At 38.3% G+C, this 24,812-nt stretch carries 6 protein-coding genes; all 6 read left to right on the forward strand.

All coding sequences use genetic code 11. The features are described from left to right. Nucleotides 1-8: 8 nt before the first annotated feature. The 6 genes from HDE68_RS04880 to HDE68_RS04905 are packed head-to-tail and all read left to right on the forward strand — an operon-like array spanning nucleotide 9 to nucleotide 24,763. A complete protein-coding gene (locus HDE68_RS04880; protein WP_183879460.1) occupies nucleotides 9-7,703 on the forward strand; it encodes a non-ribosomal peptide synthetase/type I polyketide synthase in 7,695 nt (2,564 codons plus the stop codon). Between the two features lies 1 nt (nucleotide 7,704). Further along, the gene (locus HDE68_RS04885; RefSeq protein WP_183879462.1) at nucleotides 7,705-12,036 is read left to right on the forward strand and encodes a type I polyketide synthase; all 4,332 of its coding nucleotides are present in this window, start codon (nucleotides 7,705-7,707) and stop codon (nucleotides 12,034-12,036) included. A 47-nt stretch (nucleotides 12,037-12,083) separates the two neighbouring features. Then, nucleotides 12,084-13,943 (forward strand): asparagine synthase (glutamine-hydrolyzing), encoded by a 1,860-nt coding sequence (asnB, locus tag HDE68_RS04890; protein WP_183879464.1) that lies wholly within the window; start codon nucleotides 12,084-12,086, stop codon nucleotides 13,941-13,943. Between the two features lie 30 nt (nucleotides 13,944-13,973). After that, the gene (locus tag HDE68_RS04895) at nucleotides 13,974-17,141 is read left to right on the forward strand and encodes a condensation domain-containing protein (RefSeq protein ID WP_183879466.1); all 3,168 of its coding nucleotides are present in this window, start codon (nucleotides 13,974-13,976) and stop codon (nucleotides 17,139-17,141) included. A gap of 26 nt (nucleotides 17,142-17,167) precedes the next feature. After that, on the forward strand, nucleotides 17,168-19,753 hold the full coding sequence (locus tag HDE68_RS04900; RefSeq protein ID WP_183879469.1) for a non-ribosomal peptide synthetase: 2,586 nt from the start codon (nucleotides 17,168-17,170) through the stop codon (nucleotides 19,751-19,753). Nucleotides 19,754-19,756: 3 nt separating this feature from the next. Further along, a complete protein-coding gene (locus tag HDE68_RS04905; RefSeq protein ID WP_183879471.1) occupies nucleotides 19,757-24,763 on the forward strand; it encodes a non-ribosomal peptide synthetase in 5,007 nt (1,668 codons plus the stop codon). Nucleotides 24,764-24,812 lie beyond the last annotated feature (49 nt).

Consider the following 24,812-nt stretch of genomic DNA (forward strand, 5'->3'; position numbering starts at 1 on the left):
ATATCGATATGGATAAATATACGGGCTTTGAAATTGCGATAATCGGTATGTCCTGCCGTTTTCCTGGTGCTGATAATACGTCAGAATTTTGGGAAAACATTAAAAATGGAAAGAATAGTATCTCTTATTTTAGTGAGGAGGAGTTAATCGAAAACGGCGTAACTGCCCAGGAAATTAATAACCCATTTTATGTGAAAGCTAATTCTTATGTGAAAAATAAAGAGTTTTTTGATGCTGAATTTTTTGGATACAGGCCAGAGGAAGCAATGATCATGGATCCTCAGATCAGGGTTTTTCACGAAGTATGCTGGGAAGCGATTGAAGATGCCGGTTATAACTTGAGTAACTGCGATAAAAATATCGGTCTTTTTGCTGGTGGTGCCACTAATTTAGCCTGGGAAAATCATGCGGTTTTTCTAAACAGAGAAGGACTGGTTGATGGTTACACGGCTTCACAAGTGAGGAATGTAACTTTCATGAATGCTATAATTGCTTACTTTTTTAACCTGCAGGGACCTGCATTATATTTAAATACGGCTTGTTCTACATCACTGGTTGCTATACAGAGAGCTTGTTTAAGTCTTTTGTTGAGAGAATGCGATATGGCGCTGGCGGGAGGTGTAACGATAAATAACAATTTAAATATTGGTTATCTCTACCAGGAAGGTATGATTAATTCACCGGATGGGTACTGCAGAACTTTTGATGCACAGGCTAACGGAACTGTTGGTGGTGAGGGTGCCGGAGTCATACTGTTGAAGCGTCTGGAGGATGCGATCAGGGACAAGGATAATATTCAGGCGATTATCAAAGGCGGGGCGATTAATAATGATGGAAACAATAAGCAGGCTTTTGCTGCACCAAGTGTAAACGGGCAATATAAAAATATTATTAAGGCCTTAAAAACAGCAGGAGTAGAGCCTTCGACTGTTGGTTTTATAGAAACTCACGGGACAGCCACACCATTGGGAGATCCCATAGAGGTGGAGGCTTTAAGCAAGGCTTATCAAACTTTAAATCTAAGTAATTTTTGTGCTTTAGGTTCTGTAAAACCAAATATTGGTCATTTAGATATGGCTGCGGGAGTTGCCGGACTGATTAAAGCGGTTCTGGCATTGAAAAATAAATCTCTGCCCCCGGTAATCAATTATGAACAGCCTAACCGGAATATTGATTTTGAAAACTCTGCATTTTATGTAAATCAGGCGTTAAAACCATGGAATAAGATGAATGGCCGTTTGCGCAGGGCAGCTGTAAATTCTCTGGGAATTGGCGGTACTAATGCGCATGTTATTCTGGAGGAAGCACCATTTTTAAAACAAACGCCTGATCTGGCTGAATTTAAATTGCTATTGTTTTCGGCTAAATCTAAACAATCACTTTACCGGTATCTGGAGAAGTTCCTTTATTTTCTTGAAAATGAGGAGGAAGCTAAATTGGAGGATATCGCCTATACTTTACAAATAGGCAGAAGCAGTTTTTCGCATCAAAAAGCAGTAGTCTGTAAGGATAGAGAGGAGGCGAAGCAATTATTAAAGGATCTATTGACAACAACATCTTTTGATACTGAAGAAAACCAAAAGCCGAAGGTAGTTTTTATGTTCTCTGGTCAGGGCTCTCAATATGTAAATATGGGCAAAGACCTTTATTTGAATGACTCTTATTTTAAAGGGGTCATGGATAAATGCTTTGAAATTGCAGAGACGCTTTGTGGTAAAGATTTGTCAGCAGTTTTGTTTAATGCCCGCCCTGAGTATAATGACCTGGATCATACTGAATATACACAGCCATGTTTATTTATCATTGAATATGCTTTAGCAAAGACTTTGATGAACCTGGGGATTACACCTGATGTGATGATTGGTCATAGTATAGGTGAATATGTGGCTGCTTGTATCAGTGGGGTTATTTCTTTAGAAGATGCTTTAGCTATTGTCATTAAAAGGGGTGAGCTGATGAGCCAAACCAAAGATGGCCGGATGTTAAGCATCCGCATAACTGAGCAGGTGCTGACCGGATTATTAAAGGATCAGCCTGAACTGGAAATAGCGGCTATCAACAGCACCGGTTTATGTGTGGTTTCGGGAGGTAAAAATGCCATCAGTACTTTTGAAACTTTACTAAAAGAGAGTGGGTTTGAGGCGCAGCCGGTTAAGGCTTCTCATGCTTTTCATTCTTCGTTAATGGAAGATATCAGAGAGAGTTTTGAAAATGAAATAAGAAAGTACAGCTTTAAACAGCCTCAGATACCTTATGTATCCTGTTTAACCGGTCATTTGGTTGAGCTTGATGATTTGGTTAAGCCAGCTTATTGGTTTAACCAGCTCAGGCATACCGTTAAGTTTAAAGAGGGCATAACTCAGATTTTAAAGCTATCAGATCAGTCTCCCTTATTTATTGAGGTTGGGCCAGGCAATGTTTTAAGCAGCTTTTTAAATGCGAACAACGAAATTCAGCCGGAGATTAAAAAGGTAAATCTTCTACGGCACCCAAGACATACTTTAAATGATTATAAATTCTTTTTGCAATCAATTGCTGAATTATGGATTAATGGATTAAAGCTCGATTGGGAGAAATTATACGGCGATCAAAAGGGAAAAAGAATTTCAGTACCGACCTATGCTTTTGAAAAGTTAAAATATCCTGTTAAGGTAGATACAAAGAGGTTATTATCTAAACTAACTGAAAGCAAAATTCCAGATGAAGCAAGAGGATTTCAGAATTGGTTTTATACGCCAACCTGGAAGCGGGGAAATCACCTTTTACCCGTAAACAGAGCTGTCAATTCCGTATTGGTATTTGCAGATCAATTGGGCATAGTTGAAAGCCTTGCCACATATTTTAATAAAAACGGCACCACGATGGTCATTGTGAAAACAGGAATAGAGTTTTCAGAAGAATCCAGTGGCGTATTTACTATTCATCCTGAAAAAGAAGGTGATTACGATAATTTAATGGCCACACTTTTCAACCGAAACCAGGTACCTGATAAAATTATTCATGCATGGTCGGTTGGTAAACAGGAGGTCACAGTATTTGATCCTCTGGATTGCTATTTCTTCAGTCTTGTAAAACTAGTCAGATCTATCGGAAACATAGGGGGCGGAGTGACTGGTAAAGAAATTGTACTCCTGACCAATGATCTGTTCAAAATCTCTGGATTTGAAAAAAGTATCCTCAGTAAATCATTAGCATCTGGCTTATTAAAAGTACTGTCTCAGGAATATCCAACAGTCCTGACCAGTCATATTGATATCACGCTGAAAGAAAAGTATTTCAGAAAAAATCCTAAACAGTTATTTCATGAAATTGAAAACCGTAGTTCAGGTAAAGTAATTGCTTTAAGAAATGGCTCCAGATGGGTCCAGTCTTATGAGCAATTAAATGATAACGCTTTTGGTAAAGATACTGGAGTAATTATCAAAGAAGGAGTTTATCTGGTTACCGGAGGTGTTGGGAAACTGGGTTATGTAATTTCAAAATATCTGCTGGAAAATTTTCAGGCGACAGTGATCTTGCTGGGAAGAACAGATTTAGAAAAAGTAGCGGAATATACAGACGAACATAAGGCAAGTATAGAAAAAGCTGTAGATGAAAAAATAGAGAGATTAACGGCGCTTAAACAATTGCCGGGCAGAGTATTTTATTTTAAATGCGATATTGGTAATGCAAGTGATTTTACCGGAGTCAATGAACGGATCGAAAGAACTTTAGGAAAAGTCAATGGTGTATTTCATGCAGCAGGTATCACTGAAACTACACAGACTGATCATTTAAGGCAAACTGTTCAGTTTACCACTGCTGATTTTCAGGATCAGTTTAAACCAAAAGTAGAGGGTTTAAACGTGTTGGCCAGTATATACAAAAAACAAGATCTGGATTTTTGTATACTAATCTCTTCTATCTCTTCTATTCTGGGTGGTTTAGGTTTTGCGGGATATGTCCCGGCCAATACCTATATGGATTTTTATATTAATGCACACAAATCCAGTAGTAAATACAAGAATTGGATAAGTGTGAATCTGGATGGTTTAGATTTTAGTCTTTCGGCGGTAAACAGTCATCTTAATGAAGACGATGTAATTCGTGTATTGGAGAAAGTTCTGGGATTCAGACATCTGCCGCAAGTAGTTATCTCTAAAACTGACCTGCATGTTAAAATAGAGAATTGGATTGATAAAAAATATATTCTGAATGATAGTGAAGACAATCTTACAGCAGATGAATATAATTTGAATCAGGAGGCAGATAAACTGCTTTCTATGGAAGAAAGACTGCTCAGATTATGGCAGGACTTTTTTGGTAAACCATCTATTGGTTTAAATGACAACTTTTTTGACATTGGTGGTGATTCTTTGAAGGCACTTACGCTGATTGGCAGGATACAAAAAAACTTTAATACCAATATCTCTATCAAAGATTTTTTTGATCATGCAACGGTGCTGGATCTGAGTGAAATTATAAAATCCCAGCAAACAACTGCTGAAGAGGAAGAAGATAAAGCTGACCATTTCTTTTCTATTCCTAAGTCTGAGGTTAAAGAATATTATCGCTTGTCTTCTGTTCAGAACCGGCTATATTTTCTCTATGAATTTGACCGTGCTTCTTTACTATATAATATGCCCAGAGTGATCCGCTTAAAAGGTAAGCTTGATCCTCAGCTGCTGGAAGGGGCTTTTCGTCAATTGATTCTTCGGCACGAGATTCTTCGCACTTCTTTTGTGCTTGTGGGAGGGGACCCTTATCAGCATATCGTTGAAGATTTTGATTTTGAGATTACCAGATATACTTGTCCTATCAGGGAGGAAGAAGCTGTGATTAATAAGTTTATTCATCCTTTTGACCTTGGAAAGGGGCCTCTGTTACGTGTAGGACTGATTGAACTGGATACTGATCATTATCTTTTGATGGTTGATATGCACCATATCGTAATGGATGGGGTTTCTCAGGGTATTCTGATCCGTGACTTTATGGCTTTGTATAATGGAGACCAGCTTCCTGAACTACGTTTGCAATACCGTGATTATGCAGAATGGCAGCAGGATAATGGACAGCAGGAGCGGTTAAAAGATCAGCGTTTGTTCTGGCTTAATGTATATGAAGAACTACCGGAATCACTGAACCTGCCTCTAGACTATGTACGTCTTGCAGACAGGAACAGAGAAAGTGCTAAGGTGGTTTTTGAAATTGGCAGTAAACAGACACAACAATTGAAATTACTGGCAGAGCAGCAGGGCGGTACGCTTTTTATTGTTTTGCTCGCTTTATATAATATTCTGCTCAGCCGTTTAGGCAACCAGGAAGACATTGTCATTGGTGTACCTACTGCAGGCAGGCCGCATACGGATGTAGAAGAAATGCTGGGCATGTTTGTAAATACCCTGGCGATGAGAAATTATCCGATAGGGGAGCTACGGTTTACTGAGTTTTTAAGAGATGTAAAAAAACGAAGCCTTCAATATTTTGATAACCAGGACTATCAGTATGAAGATTTGATTGACGAGCTCAAAGTAGAGCGGAGTTTAGATCATAATCCGCTGTTTGATGTAATGTTTGCCTACGAAAACCTGGAAGAAATGGTTTTAGAGCTACCAGGACTTCAACTGGAAAGCTATAGCCGCGAAGAATTGGTTGCTAAGTTTGACCTTGTTTTTACAGCTAGTGAAAGAGATGGAAAGCTGCAGCTTAATTTTGAATACGCAAAAGATTTATTCACAACTGAAACGATGAACAGGCTGGCAGGATATTATCAGCAAATCGTTTCCTCAATTACTGCAACACCAGATATATTGTTAGGTGATATTGAAATACTTTCAGCACAGGAGCGTCAACGTTTATTAGTAGATTTTAATGGGCAGGCTGTTATTTATCCGGCAAATAAAACAGTGATAGAACTGTTCGGGGAACAGGCCGGGAAGACGCCTGGTCATCTGGCTGTGATTGGTGAAAATGTAAGCCTGACGTACATAGAACTGGAGGAAAAATCTAACCTGGTTGCCCATTATTTAATAAAAAATGGAATTACTCTGGGAGACATTGCAGGTTTATATATGCAAAGATCACCTCAGATGATTGTTTATTTATTGGGGATACTGAAAGCTGGCGGAACTTTTCTGGCCATAGATCCGCATACCACTCAGAACAGGGTAAAAGAGTTCGCTGAACAATCTGGGATGACCTTGCTGCTAACGGATATAGAATTTGATGTTTCAGTGATACCGGTTACTGTACTGCATGTAAGTCAGGACTCTCATTTAAATGATCAGACGCTCTCAAAAGGACGGATAGAAACTGTTGTTGCTGCAGATCAGCCTGCTTATATTATCTATACCTCGGGTAGTACAGGTGATCCAAACGGGATACTAATTAACCACTCCTCTTTACTGGATTATTCGCTCACCTTTAAAAACTACTTTGGGCTGAATGAGCAGGATAAAATTGCACAGCAAGCCTCTTTATCTTTTGATACTTGTATTGAAGAAATTTTCCCCATTTTAATTTCGGGTGGAGCAATGGTTATTCTTCCGAATGGAGGTTTAGATATTGATGCGCTTTTTGAAGCGATAGAAATCCACCAGATCACTGTGCTGAGTTCTGTTCCTCTGGTGATCAATGAAATTAACAGCCGCTGGGATGAATTGAGTAATCTCCGCATTATTATCAGTGGCGGGGACCTGCTTCAGAAAGAGCATGTAAGTAATTTGATTGGTCGTTATCAACTCTATAATACTTATGGCCCATCTGAATCTACAGTATGTATCACTTATAATAAGATTTCCACTGAAGAAGATATCTCTTTGTTAGGCAGGCCGATAGCAAACCGGTTTGTTTATATCACGGATAAAAACATGAATTTATGTCCAACTTCTACTTACGGTGAACTATGTGTTTCCGGGGCTGGGCTGGCAAGGGGATATTTGAACAATGAAAAACTAACAAATGATAAATTTGTAGACCATCCATTTAGAACTGATGGAGATTCAAAACTTTATAAAACAGGTGATCTGGCCAGATGGCTGCCTGACGGAAATATAGAATTTCTTGGTAGAAAAGATAATCAGATCAAAATAAGAGGATTTCGTGTAGAGCTGAATGAAATCCAGAAAAAATTGTCAAAATACGAGGGGATACAAGATGTAATTGTTTCTTCGGGAGATCGGTTTGGTGAGAAGTACCTGGTTGCTTATTATGTTTCAATCCTTGAAATACCGCCTGTTGAACTGAGAAACTACTTGTTGGAAATACTTCCAAATTATATGGTTCCCGCTTATTATTTGCGTTTAGACCAATTTCCAGTTAACAAAAATGGAAAGATCGATACGAAACTATTACCACCTGTAGTTTTAAGCGCGGTTGAAATAACTACTGCCGCTGAAAATGAAACCCAGCGTAAACTTATCATATTATGGTCTGAAGTGCTTCATATCGATCAGAATATGATTGGGACAGAGAGTAATTTTTTTGATCTGGGCGGACATTCTTTAAGTCTGCTGAAGCTTACCTATAAAATTAACCAAACATTTAACCTCGATTTATCGGTAGCAAAAATGTTCAAGTATCCTACCGTATCCTCTTTAGCCAGTTTAATCGATAAGCCAGATAATTTTTCAGTAGAAAACTATAATTCTGAGGTCAAAGAAGAGATCGATCAGATGCAGGACACATTTGCACTATTAGCTGGCAGAAACGAAGAAAATAATTAATATGACAAAATACTCAGGATTAGAAATAGCTGTTATAGGAATGTCAGCCCGTTTTCCAAAGGCAAAAAATATAGCTCAGTATTGGCAGAATATACAAAATGGAGATGATTGTATTAGCGACTTTACAGATGAGGAGCTATTGCAGGCTGGTGTAGCTCCTGAACTGCTTTACAATTCATCTTATATCAAATCGGGCGGTTATCTTGCTGATAAAAAGTATTTTGACTACAAGTTTTTTGATTATAAGCCTAATGAGGCCGAATTACTTGACCCGCAGATTCGTATATTCCATGAATGCTGCTGGGAAGCTTTAGAAGACAGCGGATATAACAGTTTTGATTATCCCGGTAAAATCGGACTTTATGGAACTGGCAGTAATAATCTGGGATGGGAAATATATGCCCGTTTAAAGAACAGGGAATTGATGCTGGATGAGTATAGTGTTGATTTATTATCCAGTATTCATTATTTATGTTCCAGGGTTTCCTATAAACTCAATTTAAGGGGACCATCATTATTCGTACATACTGCCTGTTCCTCTTCCTTACTTGCCATTAATAAGGCATGTACTGCATTATTGATGGGAGAATGTTCTCTGGCAATAGCCGGCGGAGTGAGCTTAATCAATAATTCGAAACGGGGTTATCTTTATGAACAGGGAATGATCTATGCTAAAGATGGCAGGTGCAAACCATTTGATGCGGATTCTAGCGGAACTATTGGTGGTGAGGGAAGTGGAGTGGTTATCCTTAAGAAACTGAAGGATGCCATAGCAGATGGTGATCATATTTATGCAGTGATTAAGGGAAGTGCAGTAAATAATGATGGAAATGATAAAGTTGGTTTTACAGCACCCAGTATAAAAGGCCAGAGAGATGCCATAGTTAAAGCCCAGCGGATGGCAAATGTTCATCCAGATACGATAGGCTATATAGAAACACATGGGACAGCTACTAATTTAGGGGACCCGATAGAAATAGAAGCTTTAAATGAAGCCTTTCAACTGAACGGTAGTAATTTAAAGGCTAACCAATGTGCCATCGGGTCTGTAAAAGCAAATATCGGACATCTTGATACTACAGCGGGTATAGCCAGTTTTATTAAAGCAGTACTGGCCTTAAAACATTCAAAGATTCCACCCTGCGTAAATTTTACAGCGCCAAACCCGAAGATAAATTTCAAATCTGGACCTTTTTATGTCAATAATAAATTACAGGACTGGCCTGTTTCTGCTAACCCTTTCAGAGCAGGTGTGAGCTCTTTTGGTATTGGTGGAACAAATGTTCACCTGATACTGGAACAATTTGTTGGTGAAGTGGTCTTGAAAAAGGAGAAAGACAACGATGTTTTCTTATTGCCGATCTCAGCGAAATCTCCTGAGAGTTTAGGTAACCATATTAAATCATATAGTCATTTTTTAAAGGATAATCTGGTAGATATGGCAGACTTTGCTTACAGCCTGCAGGTGGGTAGAATGCATTTCAATTACCGTAAAATGCTGGTATGCCATAATAAGGAAGAGGCGATGTTAAAACTGACTGACCCTGAATTTTTATTTAGTGAACCCCTGCCTGAAATTAACAGGGAGCCAAATATTGTGTTCATGTTTCCTGGACAAGGTACACAATATACCGGAATGTATAAGGCGCTTTATGATCAGGAACCTGATTTTAAAAAATTGGCAGATCAATGTTTTGAAATTTCCAGGAAATATACAAATGCTGACTTATATGAGATCTGGCTTGGACCTGATCGGGATGGTGGACTCCATGATATTCATCAGACTCAATATACGCAACCTTTACTCTTCATTTTTGAATATACGCTTGCCAGGCTGGTGATAGATTGGGGTATACAACCCAATTACATGATTGGACATAGCTTAGGAGAATATGTTGCTGCTTGTTTAAGCGGAGTTTTTACACTGGATACGGCGATCCGCTTAGTTATTGCAAGGGGAGAGTTAATTGCTACAACAGCATCGGGTGCTATGTTAAGTGTACAAACGGGGGCTGGAAAATTAATTGGATATCTGAACGAATTTGAAGGGGTAGAAATTGCTGCGATTAATAGTGAACTATCTGTGGTAGTATCCGGAACGGAAAGTGGAATTGGAGAGCTGGAAAGGAAATTAAATTTAGCAGGATATCTGACAAAAAGGTTACTGACTTCTCATGGGTTTCATTCTCATTTAATGGAAGATATATTAAATGACTTTGAACTAAATTTTGAGTCTGTGACGATGGGGAAACCCGATATACAGTTTATTTCAAATGTGAGCGGAAATTTAGCAACACATGAACAGGTTAGCGATTCAGCTTACTGGAAAGAACAAATACGCAAACCGGTTAATTTTCTGAGTGGAATAAATGGGCTCATGGCTATGGAAAATACAATTTTCATTGAATTGGGACCTGGTAATACCTTAACGAACTTTATCAGAGATAATAATCTGCTCAAGAAAACGCATACGCTGATCAATACGGTGCGCAATAGAAAACAGGTTTGTGATGACAGGGAATATCTGTATGGAAAAATTGGTCAGCTCTGGCTAAATGGCGTTAAAATAAAATGGTCTGGTTTTGCCGCTCAGGAAAAAAGATCAAGAATCTCTTTGCCGACCTATTCATTTGCCAGATCAGCGTTTGAAGCTGATATCGATATTGAGAAAATATTAGGTTTTGGAGCCGGAACAACACTGGCCCCTCAATTCAATGGTAGTGCTGAAGAAACAGCAGCTGTGTTGACAGGGGAAAAGGCCTCTGTTAATGGATCAGATGAGCTTTCAAAGGAAACTGATCTTGCACCTGAAGATATTATACAACAGCTGTTTGAAAAGATTTTTGGCCGCAAAGGAATCAGTCATTTTGAGAATTTTTTTGAAATTGGTGGTGATTCTATTACAGCTATACAACTTAAGAATTTAATATATAATGAGTTGAAGGTTAATATATCTGTGAATGAAATATTTGAAAACCCTGTAATCTATGATTTGTCTTTACTGGTTAAAGCACATCAGCAAGTGCCGGAAAATAGTTTGAATACTTTATTGAACCGGGACCAGACTGCAAGCCGTTATACGGCTTCTCCAGCTCAGAAAAGGATATATTTTCAACAGATACTAGACGAATCAAGTACAATATTTAATATTTCAGCTGCGCTTAAAACTGAAAAAAGTATTGATGTCTATCAATTGATTCAATCTCTGGATCGGTTAATTGAAAGACATGCGGGGTTGAGGACCAGCTTTCAACTGGAAAACGGAGATCTTTTACAACGGATTGAGGCGGAGTGGGATCTTGATTTTGAGAACTTAACAGGGAAATTTAAAAATGTAGAAGAAGCCTTTAAGACTTTTGTTCGTCCTTTTGACCTATCTGGTGGATCTTTGGTTCGCTTTGGACTGATAGAAGAAAGTCTGACCAGTATTTTATTTATTGACGTACATCACCTGGTCTGTGATGGTTTATCTCTGAATATTCTGATCCGTGATTTCTGTGAGCTCTTTTTGAAAAGAGAATTGCCTGCACCAGGTATGAATTATATTGACTATTCCATCTGGCAAGCTGAAAATTTAGATTTTAATAAACAAAGGGCTTATTGGAAAGCAGAGCTTTCAGGTGATTTACCACAGCTAAATTTCCCTAAACTCACGGAGGAAAAAATATTTTCTGCACATCAGGCATCCAGCGAAACATTGCGGATAAATGGAGAACTGTATCAGGAAACCAAAAAGCTATCCAGGTTAAGTGAGACCACCGACTTTATGTTGCTGCTGGCCATCAGTAGTGTGCTTTTATCGAAGTTATCTGGAAATCAGGAGATCATTATCGGTACTGATGCTTCGGGAAGAAGTATCCCTGAATTTGAAAATATCGTAGGCACTTTTGTGAATATACTACCTGTGCGGAACAGAATTGATGAGGAAGATACTTTCGATGTGTTTTTAAATCAGGTGAAACATCAGGTGATGGCTGCTTATGAAAATCAGGATGTTCAATTTGATGAAATGATTGAACTGGCAGATCAAAAATCATTGCTGACCGCAAACCCGATTTTTGACGTTCATTTTTCTTTTTCAAATACTTTTACGGCGAAGGCACAACTGACTGAGCTAAGGATCAGTCCTTTAAATTTAGATATTCAGGCAACGACAGAATATGAACTAAAGATAGAGATCAGAGAAGCTGAAGGATACTTTGATGTGGTATTCATTTATGACAATGAGGTTTATGATCAGGAGTTCATCCAGATTTTTACCCTGTACTTTAAGAACATTACAGCAGCCATTACCAGTAACAGGCTGGTTAGAATTGGTGATATCGCACTATAATATCCGTTTGATAATAAACCTAATTTTTTATATAAATACTAAGACAAATGTGCGGAATATGTGGATTCATAAATTTTGAGAGATGTGATATTGAGACAAATAAGCATGTGATCAGAAAAATGACTGAGAAATTGCAGCATCGCGGACCGGATGCAGAAGAGGTAATGGTTTTCGATAATATTTCTTTAGGTTTTACCAGATTGAGCATTATTGGAATAGACAATGGAATGCAGCCTATTGCCAATGAAGATGAATCAGTGGTATTGATCTGTAATGGTGAAATATTTAATTACATAGAGTTAAGAGAGCAGTTAAGACAGCGGGGACATCGTTTCAGGACAAATTCGGATGTGGAAGTTATCCTTCACCTTTATGAGGAACAGGGGATGGACTTTCTCAATCAGCTGAATGGTCAGTTTGCCTTTGTTATATACGATAAGAAAAAACGAAAGATGTTTTGTGCGCGTGATCAGTTTGGAATTATCCCATTTTATTATACGTCATTCAATCACACTTTCATTTTCGCTTCTGAAATCAAAGCAATTCTGCAGTTTCCTGGTTTTGATCGTCAGGTGGATCTTACAGGACTTGATCAGGTTTTTACTTTTGCTGGTTTAATTAGTCCCCGGACGATGTTTAAAGGGGTTCATAGTTTAGAGAACGGTCACTATCTGGAAGTAGATGAGACAGGGAAAATAGCAAACACTGAATATTGGGATCTGATCTACCCGGAAGGAGAAATTGAATATGGGAATAAATCAGAAAGTGAGTATACAGAAGAATTGGAACAATTATTTGAAGATTCTATTGCTTTAAGGCTCCGGGCAGATGTACCCTCTGCATTTTATGTAAGCGGGGGGTTGGATTCTTCTATGATCTTAAAAAAAGCGAGCAGTATTTTGTCTGGTAATAAGCTGGAAGGTTTTTCTATAGATTTTGTTGATTCTTTAAATTCAGAATCACAGTATCAGAAAATTATAGCGGAAAGTACCAATGTAAATCTTCATCAGAAAATGTTTCAGTTTAATGATATCACTACCAGATTGAAACAGTCTATTTATCATAGTGAATGCCCGATTAAAGAAACCTATAATACTTCTTCGCTGGTATTATCTGAAAGCGTAAGGGCAAGGGGAATGAAGGTCGTGCTGTCTGGAGAAGGCGCTGATGAGTTTTTTGCAGGATATGTAGGTTATCGTTTTGATAAAATGAGACAAGAAAAGCTGATCACCAATACGGCTTCTGAGCAGGAGCTGGAAATCAGACGGGCGCTTTGGGGTGATACTGATCTTTTTTATGAGAAAGATTACACTTCTTTTGAAGCGGCCAAAAAGGAAATCTATTCAGCTGCAGTAGCAGAAGTTTACCAGGATGTACGTTGTCTTAATCACTTTATAATTGACAAAAGTAAAATTGCAAACAGAAGTATTGTAAATAAAAGAGCCTATATAGATTATAAGCTGAGGCTGGTAGATCATTTAGTTTCAGATCACGGAGATAAAATGGCGATGGCAAATTCAATTGAGGTCAGATATCCGTTTTTGGACAAAAATCTGATTGAATATTCTACCAGACTGCCTTGTGACCTTAAATTAAATGGTTTCACTGAAAAATACATCCTTCGGAAAATGGCTGAAAAGTTTGTTCCGGAACAAATTGTAAATAAAGAGAAGTTCCATTTTATTGCACCCGGAAGTCCTGAATTATTAAGACAGGATATTGAATATTTTAATGACTTACTCTCTTTTGATTTGATCAAAAAGCAGGGTTTCTTTAATCCTGATAAAATTGAGGCCCTTAAAAACGAATACAGGAAGCCAGATTTTACCATCAATGCCCCCTATGAAAATGATCTGCTGATCACGGTTTTAACCTTCGGTATTCTCCACGAAACCTTTTTTGAATAAACTATTTAACCTGACCTAGAAAAAAAGAATATGATTTTTCAAAATGAACTTATTCAATGCCTTAAAAACGGAGGCACAAGAACCGCTATAGCCTTTGGAAAAGAGAAAGTCTCTTATGCTGAACTTTTTGCCAATGCTAATAAAATAACCAGCTTTTTGCTTCGGAAAAACTTACAAAAGGAGACTTTTATTGGAATTATGCTAACAGACAGGTTATCTGTTATTTATTCATTAATAGGGATTTCTAATTCAAGATGTGTATTTGTTCCTATTGATCCTGCTTTGCCTGCAGAACGCTTAAATCTGATCAAAGAAAAGCTGGACCTGGCTCATATCATTACTTCAAACCTGGATAAACGTCTGGATTTAGCAATAACAAACCAGTATTTTATAGAAGATATTTTTAAAGAGGAAAATGATAGTTTGCCATCTTATCCGGATTTTGAGGAGAATGATAGTTTATATGTATATTTTACTTCTGGATCTACTGGCGTACCGAAAGGGATTGTCGGTAAAAATGCGAGTTTAGTTCATTATCTGAAGTGGCAGATTAAAGAGTTTAATATCGATGATTCTTTTAGGTTCAGTCAGCTGATAACACCTTATTTTGATGCCTTTTTAAGAGATGTTTTTGTTCCGGTGTTTGTAAACGGATGTATTTGTATTCCAGAACTCACACCTGCAATATGGTCTCCTGAAAATATTATTTCGTGGTTGCAGGATTCAGAAATCAATTTTGTTCATTGTGTGCCTAGTGTTTTTAAGGCGCTGAACCAAAAAGATCAGCTCAAAGCTGATAATTTTCCGGCATTGAAATTTGTGCTTTTATCCGGTGAAAGAATTTACCCTGCGGAATTGAAAGATTGGTATTCAATTTTGGGAGAACGCATTCAGCTGGTCAACTTATATGGTACAACAGAAACTACCCTGATCAGCAGCTTTTATCGGATTAAAAAAGAAGATGTGAGTAAGAGCCGCATACCTATAGGAAAACCTATAGATGATACCTTAATTTATGTAGCTGATAAGAATTTAGTGGCCTGTAATAAGCTTGTGGTTGGTGATGTTTATATCATTTCTGATTTTATATCTAAGGGATATCTGAAGGATGATTTGTTGAATGAAGAGAAATTTATTGCCATTGAACCGGTAACAAAAGATCGCAGGACAGCATTCAAAACAGGAGACAAAGCCAGAGTCTTACTTTCTGGCGAAGTAGAGTTATTGGGTAGAGAAGACAGGCAGATTAAGTTGCGGGGGATTCGTATTGAACTGGATGAAATTGAAAACGTCATTTCAGAATTTCCAATGGTGAACAAGGCCCTGGTTATTGTGCAGAATAACAATGAGATCTATACTGCTGAAAGTGGAGATTTACAAGGAGAGTGTTTTCTGACAGTTTTTCTGGAAAGAGCCCCTGGTGTAACCCTGGACGTGAAAACATTGGAAGTAGAAGTCAAAAAGCTTATCTCGCTTAAACTGCCTTCTGCGCTGATTCCTTCTAATATTATAGAGCTGGATGCTTTTCCATTAAATAGCAATGGGAAATTAGATTATAAGCATTTACAGGGCCTGTTAAGTAACCAGAGAGAAATCCTGATACCTGATGGTCCGGTAGAAGAAAAGTTATTGGAAATCTGGCAGGAAATGTTTTTGGATAAAACGATTTCAACTGATGACAGCTTTTTAAAAATAGGAGGTAATTCTTTGTCTTTGATGCGCCTGACTTCAAAAATTTATACTGCTTTTAATGTTCGGTTTCCATTGCATGTTTTGTTTAACACACTGACAATTAAAGCGCAGGCAAATTTTATTAATAAATCTGCTGGTGATGATGCTTATAAAATAAGAAAAGCGGAGCCTAAAGCGCTTTATGCACTCTCTTCTTCTCAAAGCCGTTTATATTTTCAATATGAAATGGACCGGGCAAGCCTTGCTTATCATTTGCCGCTGGCCTGGACATTAAAGCAGGCTATCAGTTATGAACGTATTGAAAGTATATTTTCTGCACTGGTAGACCGCCATGAAAGCTTACGTACCCGTTTTGTGAATACGGATGGTATGGTCAGACAAAAAATTGAAGACCATTTTCCTGTAGCACTTGAAATCATTAAGTGTGACAAAGGACAGGTAGACGATGTGATTTCTGATTTTATCAGACCTTTTGATCTGTCAAACGGACCATTGTTCAGGATTGGTATGCTTGAACTGGAAACAGGCCTTCCGATTTTATTATTTGATATGCACCACATTATTTCTGATGGAATTTCGGAAGGAATATTATTCTCTGATTTTATGTCGCTTTTACAGGGAGATGATTTAAAACCACTGGTTTTGCAATATAAAGATTACTGCGAGTGGGAAGCTAAGTTCAGACTTACAGATAAATATATTAATAACAGGGAATACTGGATAAAAAAACTGGATAAAAGACCCGGTAAAATTGATTGGCCTTTGGGTGGTAAAAAGAATAAAGCTGATGCTTTATTGCAGGGAGGAAGTCTTGATTTTGAGATAGATTATGCAATAATAATGACGTTGGTTGACCGCTTTAAAGCCGATAATTGTACACCGTCATCGGTACTGTTTGCTACGTTTGTTACCTTTTTATCGCAGTTAACAAATCAGAATGACTTTATCATTGGCACTAATACTTCTGGCAGATTGCAGGAAGAGATGGAGAAAGTAGTAGGCATGTTTGTGAAAACAATACCGGTAAAAGCATCATTAGATGTTGATTTGATGTTTGAGGACTTTGTGAAAGAAACACATAAAAATTTAGTTGAAGCAAATAACAGGCAGGTTTATGATTTATCTGACATCGTTACTGAAGTTAAAAGAAATGACAAACCGGGCGAACATAATAACCAGGGTTTGTTTGAAGTGATGTTCGTTTTCCAGAACCAGGATATGGTACTGGAAATAGAGAATGCTTATTTTGAAACTTATGAACTGAGTACTCCGGAAGCTAAATTTCCGCTGAGCTTAACGATTATGGAAGGTAAAGACTCTTTCCGTTTCAACCTGGAATATTCCCTGGATTATTTTACCACCGATGATGCCAGTTATCTGATAGAAAGATATCAGTCTATTGTGACCAGGATCTCTGCGAATTTAAAGTATACAGTACTTGATCTGATTGATGATAGTGACGACCAGAATTCATTGATCATTAGTGATCTGAACATAGGTTTCTAAATTATTTTATTTATAACGGTATGACTATGAAAAATGAATCTAATCTGAATTTAGACAGACTTGCAACGAATCAGAAAATAAAATTAAAAAGATACTGGACAGATCGCCTGAAAGATTTTCAGCTGAATACTTATTTTGAGGCCAATCGGGAGCTTGAGTTAGGGCTGGATTTGCCTTTATCAGGTTATGACGAATTTAAAATACCTTTTCCGGAGCGTCTGTCCCTGAAAATTGAGAAGATGTCTTCTTCTATATTAGGAAAACAAATGATTGTGCTGGGGTCACTTTCAGTTCTCGCTAATAAGTACTCATCTGCAGAGGATATAGGTATTTTTAGTCCGCTTTCGACTCTTAATGAACAGAATCAGATCAATAGTGAGAATTTTGTATTGAATAGGTTTTCGGAATTTGAGGGATTGAATTTTAGCAATTTCCTTCAAAAAGTAAAAAATAATCTGCTGGATGATTTTAAAAATAAAGGCTATACACTACAGAACTTGTTTGATGAAGAAGATCCTGAGTTTAATGCTGCACCAAAAATTGGATTAGTTATCGCAAACGATGATACGGTTGTGCAGCATGACCATATCAATTTTGACCTGCTGTTTTTACTGCGTGCAGATCGTAACTGGACCTTGTCTGTTAAATATAACAAAGGGGAATTTGATCCTGGATATATTGAAACTTTAGCGGAAAGATATTTCCATCTTACAGAGAAGTTAATTGATGAGCCAGAGGTTATCATTTCGGGAGTAGAGCTGGCTTCTCCTGAGGAAAGACATCAGGTATTGTTCGAGTTTAATCAAAAGCCGTCTACTGTTCCTTTTGATGGGTCAATTATCAGTCTGTTTGAATCACAGGTTAAAAAGAATCCTGAGAAATTGGCTGTAAGTTGCGGTGAATCTTCTTTTTCGTACAGGGAGCTTAATGACCTGGTCAATCAATTTGCCAGGTTCCTGAAAAAGACAGCAGCAATTAAAGCGGATGATTTAATTGCTATAGAATTAGAACGGAATGCCTGGACTTTAGTTGCTATACTCAGTGTTTTAAAAACTGGAGCAGCTTATGTCCCTATAGAGACAGATTTTCCAAAAGACCGGAAAGCATATATCCTGTCTAACAGTAAAATAAAGATTTTAATAAATCAAGAACTTCTGGATCTGTTTAAAGAAAAACAACAGGATTTTTCGAAGAGAAATTTCAATTCCGGTATCCAGCCAGGAGACCTGGCCTATGTGATATTTACTTCGGGCTCAACGGGTCAGCCTAAAGGGGCAATGGTCACGCATGAGGGCATGATAAACCATTTGCTGGTGATGGGGAAGGAACTTCATTTAGATGCGGGAAGTAAGATTTTGCAAAATGCACTTTTTACATTTGATATTTCGGTATGGCAGTTTTTGAATGCACTTATTGTGGGCGGGGAAACTATCATTTATACAAAAGATATTATCCTGAACGTGGAATTGTTTCTAAAGCAATTACATGCCGATCAGGTATCTATACTACAGATTGTACCCAGTTACTTTGGTATAATGCTTGACTTTTTAAAAGAAAACAGGCATCAGTATCAATTTGATTCCTTAAATTATTTATTGGTAACTGGTGAAGAGATTAGCCATGCTTTGTTAAAAAAGTGGTTTAAATTATATCCGGGAAAGGTGGTTGTGAATGCCTATGGTCCGGCCGAAGCTGCGGACGATGTGACGCTTTATTTCATGGACTCGCTACCGCTAAGCTATAATATTCCTGTGGGTAAACCGATTATGAATACGAGGATTTACCTTTTAAATAAAGACTGGAATTTGTGTCCCGTGGGCATTATTGGAGAAATATATGTTTCAGGAATTTGTGTAGGAAGGGGTTATTTAAATGATCAGCCAAAAACAGAAGCGGCATTTTTTATCGATCCGTTTTTTAAGGAGGAGCACCAGAGAATGTACAAAACCGGAGATTTTGGAAGATGGCTGCCGGATGGATCGTTAGAATTTCTTGGACGAAAAGATGATCAGATAAAAATCAGTGGTTACCGGATCGAATTAAGAGAGATAGAGTTTCAGCTGATGCTGCATCCCGGAGTTGCTCATTCCTTAGTTCTTGTTAAAAGGACTGCTTCTGAAGACTATCTGGTCGCTTATTATACTTCGGCTGATGGAACAGTGCCGGATGACCTTAATACTTTTTTAGGCACCAGACTTCCTAAGTATATGATCCCTGCACATTTTATTCACCTGAGCGATTTTCCTGTAAATCCAAACGGTAAGATTGATAAAAAGGTACTTCCGTTACCCGGGGAATTAATTGCCGGAAGTAATTTCAGTGCGCCGGTAACTATGACGGAAGAAATACTTGCAGAAATCTGGTCTGAGATCTTAAATACGGATAAATCCAAAATCAGCACTTCCAAAAGTTTCTTTGAGCTTGGAGGTCAATCGTTGAAAGTAATGGTGCTGGTCAATAAAATATCAAAGCAGTTTAATGTTAACATTACTATTCCTGTTTTCTTTTCTAATCCCACAATCAGAGCGATTAGCCTGCTGATAGAAGAATGTTTATTGGTGACAGAAGAAAATGATAAAGCAGTTCAGAATAAAACTAATCTTATAATTTAAAAGATGAAAGAGCTAATTGATAAATTAATACTGCATAATATTGATATCTCTGTAGTCGGAGAAAATTTAGAATTAAAGATTCCTCAGGAAGGTGAATATAATGCTGTTCTGCAAGAAATAAGAGATAATAAAGCGGCACTTATTTCCTTTCTTAAGGACAGTTATAAACAACAAAAGGGCTTGTCAGTTCCTGTTTCTCCCCAAAAGGAATACTATCAGCTTTCTTCCATGCAAAGAAGATTTTATTTTTTGTATGAACTGGATAAGACTACGCTTTCTTATAATATGCCAGAACTGATCCGCGTAACCGGGGTACTGGATCATGCTTTGCTGGAAAGTGCTTTCAGGAAACTGATTATGCGCCATGAGATTCTGCGGACCTCTTTTGTATTGGTTAATGGAGAACCTTTTCAGCGTGTGGAGGATGATTTTGAATTTCAGATTAATCAATATCAGGTAAAACCTGGGGAACAGGCAAGTGTTACCGATGAATTTGTGCGTCCGTTTGATTTGAGTAAAGGCCCTTTATTGCGCATGGGATTGATAGATTTTGGGAACAATGAATATTTGCTGCTGATTGATATGCACCATATCGTTATGGACGGAGTTTCTCAGGGTATTCTGATCCGTGATTTTATGTCTTTATACTATGGAGAGTCTCTGCCTGAACTGGATTTACAGTACCGTGATTATGCCGAATGGCAACAAAGTGATGCCCGGCAGGAAAGGTTAAAAGCCCAGGAGTCTTTCTGGCTGAAAGTTTATGAAGAACTTCCTGAGACATTGAATCTGCCATTAGACCAGCCCCGTCCTTTGGCACGAAACCATGAAGGAGGAAGAGTTAATTTCGAGATTGGTGAAGAAGAAACATTACGTCTGAGAGCTTTGGCTGAAAAAGCCGGGGGAACGATGTTTATGGTGTTGCTGGCTATATATAATGTTTTATTAAGTCGTTTGGGTAACCAGGAAGATATTGTAGTGGGTATCCCTACTGCCGGCAGGCCACATGCAGATGTAGAAGATATGCTGGGTATGTTTGTTAATACGCTGGCTTTGCGCAACTATCCTCATGGAAATCTCCGTTTTTCTGAATTTTTAACGGAAGTCAGAGATCAGACGCTTCAGTATTTTGATAACCAGGATTATCAGTATGAGGATTTGATTGATCAGCTGAAGGTAGAAAGAAGCCTGGAACGGAACCCATTATTTGATGTCATGTTTGCCTATGAGAATGTAGAGGAAATGCTGCTGGAGCTGCCCGGACTTAAACTGGAAGGATACAGCAGAGAAGAACTGATTTCTAAATTTGACCTGACGCTTACGGCAAGTGAAAGTGGAAATGGGCTACAGTTGAACTTCGAATATGCAAAGGATATTTTTAACGAAGATACGATTAACCGGATTGCGGGTTATTATCAACGTATTGTCTCTGCGGTTACAGCAAATGCAGAGGTGCTGCTGAAAAATATAGCTATCCTTTCTGCAGAAGAGCGTCAGCATTTACTGATAGATTTTAATGGAGAGGAAGTGATTTATCCAAAGGATAAAACAATCATTGATTTGTTTGAAGAACAGGTAATCAAAAACCCGGGTTATATTGCTGCCATTTATAAAGAGGAAGAAATAAGTTATGGTGAATTAGCTGGAAAGGTAAATGGTTTACTAAATACGCTACGTCTGAATGGGATTCAAAAAGGGGATAGAATTGCAATTGTTATTGACCATTCTCCGGAACTGTTAACTGCACTTTTAGCCGTTATGAAGGGCGGTTGTACTTTTGTTCCCATTGATGTGAAATGGCCGCTGGACAGACAGGAATTATGTATTAAAACGGTTGATGCAAGATTGGTGTTATGTCATAAAAATAACCAGCCATTTAAAGCTGAGAACCTGCTGGCTATAGCATACCAGGATATAGAAAGTATAGTGCATATAGAGAAAACTCCAATTGATTTTGAAGATTCGATTTATATCATTTATACTTCAGGTACTACAGGTGTACCTAAAGGAGTGGAAATACCTTATAAAGGTATTATGAACAGGTTATTCTGGATGAATGATTTTTTTGGCGCAGCTACTGCGCTTTCTGTAATACAAACCACAAGGTATGTATATGACAGTGCAGTTTGGCAGTTTTTCTGGCCTTTAATCAATGGTGGTAAAACAATCATTCTTCCTGAAGATTTTGAAATGACGAGTGATAATTTCTGTCAGCTGATTGAACAGCATCAAGTGAGTATGGCAGATTTTATGCCATCGATATTTAATGCCTTATTTGATTATTCCAGCGAACAGGAAGATGTTGCGAATTCAAAACTGAATTCATTAAAATATATTATTCAGGGTGGGGAGGAGCTTTCTGATAAAGTAACCAAAAGATTTATAAAGCATTATTCTTTTATTAAACTGATCAATTTGTATGGTCCAACGGAGGGAAGTATAGGCTGTATTTATTATTTGATAAAAGATAAAATGGTTGGCAAGATTCCAATCGGGAAGCCAATTTCAAATATGTATGCCTGGATTCTGGATACTCATGGAAACCTGCTTCCTGTTGGTGCACCAGGTGAGTTATATATATCCGGAGAAGGTATTGCTAAGGGTTATGTGAATTCTCCGGAACAAACCGCTGAGCGCTTTATCCCAAATCCTTTTGGAAGCGGGAATATGTATAAGACCGGTGACCGGGTAAGGAGACTGAAAGATGGAAATATTGGTTTTATAGGACGTGTCGATAATCAGGTTAAGATTCGTGGTTTCAGAATCGAATTGGGGGAGGTAGAGCATCAATTATCACTGCATCCGGATTTAAGTGATGTTGCAGTAGATTGCAGGGAAAGATCCGGTGATAAATTCCTGGTGGCTTATTATGTTTCGGCAAAAGCTATAAGCACGAATGAGCTTAGGGATTTTCTGTTAATTAAGCTTCCGGAATATATGGTACCTTCTTATTTTGTATTTCTGCAGGCTTTACCCCTGACAGCAGGTGGTAAGATAGATAAGAAGCTGCTGCCTGCTCCCGATGTCCTTTCCGGAGCTGATTATGTAGCTCCTTCAAATGAAGTTGAGCATGCTCTGGTTGATATCTGGTCAGAAATCCTGAGGCTTCCGCCAGAGGCAATCAGTATTACAAAAAGCTTTTTTGAACTTGGGGGACATTCGTTAAGGGCAATGATCCTGATGAATGCCATCTCCAAAAAAATGAAGATATCAATTTCTCTGCGGGATATATTTGTTTACCAGGATATTCGCCGGTTGAGCGCATTTATCCTCCGGCAGGAAGAACAGGTATATCTGCAAATTCCGAAAGCGGATAAACAGACTTATTATAAACTTTCTTCTGCACAGCAGCGGTTGTATTTTATATACGAATTTGACCGGTCTGCTTTGCATTACAATATGGCCAGAATGATCAGGTTAACAGGTGTGCTGAACCGTGATTTACTGGAAACTGCATTTAGGAAACTAATTGTGCGGCATGAGATTCTGCGGACATCTTTTCTTCTGATTGATGGGGAACCTTTTCAGCGTGTGGAGGATGATTTTGAATTTGAGATTAGTCATTATCAGTTGAAACATGGAGAAGAAAAGAAGATCACTGATGAATTTGTCCGTCCGTTTGTGCTTGGAAAAGGTCCTTTGCTACGTGTTGGACTGATAGATTTTGGCGATAATGAGTACTTGTTACTGGTAGATATGCACCATATTATTATGGATGGCGTTTCTCAAAGCATCCTGATCCGTGACTTTATGTCGTTTTATCAGGGAAATTCTTTACCTGAACTGAATTTGCAGTACCGTGATTATGCAGAGTGGCAGCAAAGTGATACCCGGCAGGAACGGCTGAAAATCCAGGAGTCTTTCTGGCTCAGAGTTTATGAAGAATATCCAGAAGCTTTGCACCTGCCGCTATATCAGCCCCGTTCATTGTCAAGGGAACCGGAAGGCGGACAGGTTAGCTTTGGACTTAGTGAAAAGCAAACGCTGCAGTTAAGGTCTCTTGCTGAAAAAACTGGTGGAACCATGTTTATGGTCTTACTGGCGATATACAATGTAATGTTAAGCCGTCTGGATAACCAGGAGGACGTTGTGGTGGGTGTTCCTACTGCTGGCAGATCACATGCGGATGTGGAAGATATGCTGGGGATGTTTGTAAATACCCTTGCTTTACGAAATTATCCGACCCGAAATCTCCGTTTTTCTGAATTTTTAACGGATTTAAGAGACCGGACGTTACAGTATTTTGATAATCAGGATTATCAGTATGAAGATTTGATTTTCAAACTAAAGGTGAAGCGAAGTCTGGAAAGGAACCCGTTGTTTGATGTCATGTTTGTCTTTGAAAATACGGAAGAGTCACTACTGGAGCTTCCCGGACTTAAACTGGAAGCCTATAACAATGAAGGGATGGTTTCTAAATTTGATCTGACGCTGACGGCAAGTAAAAATGGAGAGGGTTTACAGCTGAACCTGGAATATGCAAAGGATATTTTTACCGAAGAGACGATTACGCAGATGGCGGAAGCCTATCAACGTATTGTAGCGGCGGTTATAGCAAATGCAGAGGTCGTGTTAGCAGATATTGATATCCTCTCTGATAAGCAAACAGCTATTAATCTGTTTGAAGAGCAAACCAGTAAAAATCCAGATCAGGTAGTGGTAGTTCATGATGGAAAAAGCCTGACTTATCAGGAATTGAGTGAAAAATCTGATCAGGTTGCTGACTATTTGAAACAGCAAGGAATAGCTGCTGGTGATGTTGTGGGTATAAGTATGAAGAATTCTTCTGCGCTGTTTATAGGTATTATGGGTGTGCTGAAATCGGGGGCTGCATATACACCAGTTGATCCGGACTATCCGGTGGAACAAATTAATCAGCTGATCAATGTCTCAAAACTAAAATTCCTGGTTGTTGATCCTGATTTTAAAGAACAGCCAGGTCTATTGGAAACAGATTATCTGGTACTAGATGATAATTTGAGTGTATTGAGCGCAATTTCAATTGAATAACGGTTAAGAATCAAAATTTTTCCGGATTCTTTTCCTTATAAATGATCAT

The sequence above is a fragment of the Pedobacter cryoconitis genome, from assembly GCF_014200605.1.
GTDB classification, from domain to species: Bacteria; Bacteroidota; Bacteroidia; order Sphingobacteriales; family Sphingobacteriaceae; genus Pedobacter; species Pedobacter cryoconitis_B.

Excerpts from the sequence above, each read along its gene's own strand:
- HDE68_RS04900 (WP_183879469.1), top strand. The coding sequence starts at position 17,168 with ATGAAAAATGAATCTAATCTGAATTTAGACAGACTTGCAACGAATCAG.
- HDE68_RS04895 (WP_183879466.1), top strand. The coding sequence starts at position 13,974 with ATGATTTTTCAAAATGAACTTATTCAATGCCTTAAAAACGGAGGCACA.
- asnB (WP_183879464.1), top strand. The coding sequence starts at position 12,084 with ATGTGCGGAATATGTGGATTCATAAATTTTGAGAGATGTGATATTGAG.
- HDE68_RS04880 (WP_183879460.1), top strand. The coding sequence starts at position 9 with ATGGATAAATATACGGGCTTTGAAATTGCGATAATCGGTATGTCCTGC.
- HDE68_RS04905 (WP_183879471.1), top strand. The coding sequence starts at position 19,757 with ATGAAAGAGCTAATTGATAAATTAATACTGCATAATATTGATATCTCT.
- HDE68_RS04885 (WP_183879462.1), top strand. The coding sequence starts at position 7,705 with ATGACAAAATACTCAGGATTAGAAATAGCTGTTATAGGAATGTCAGCC.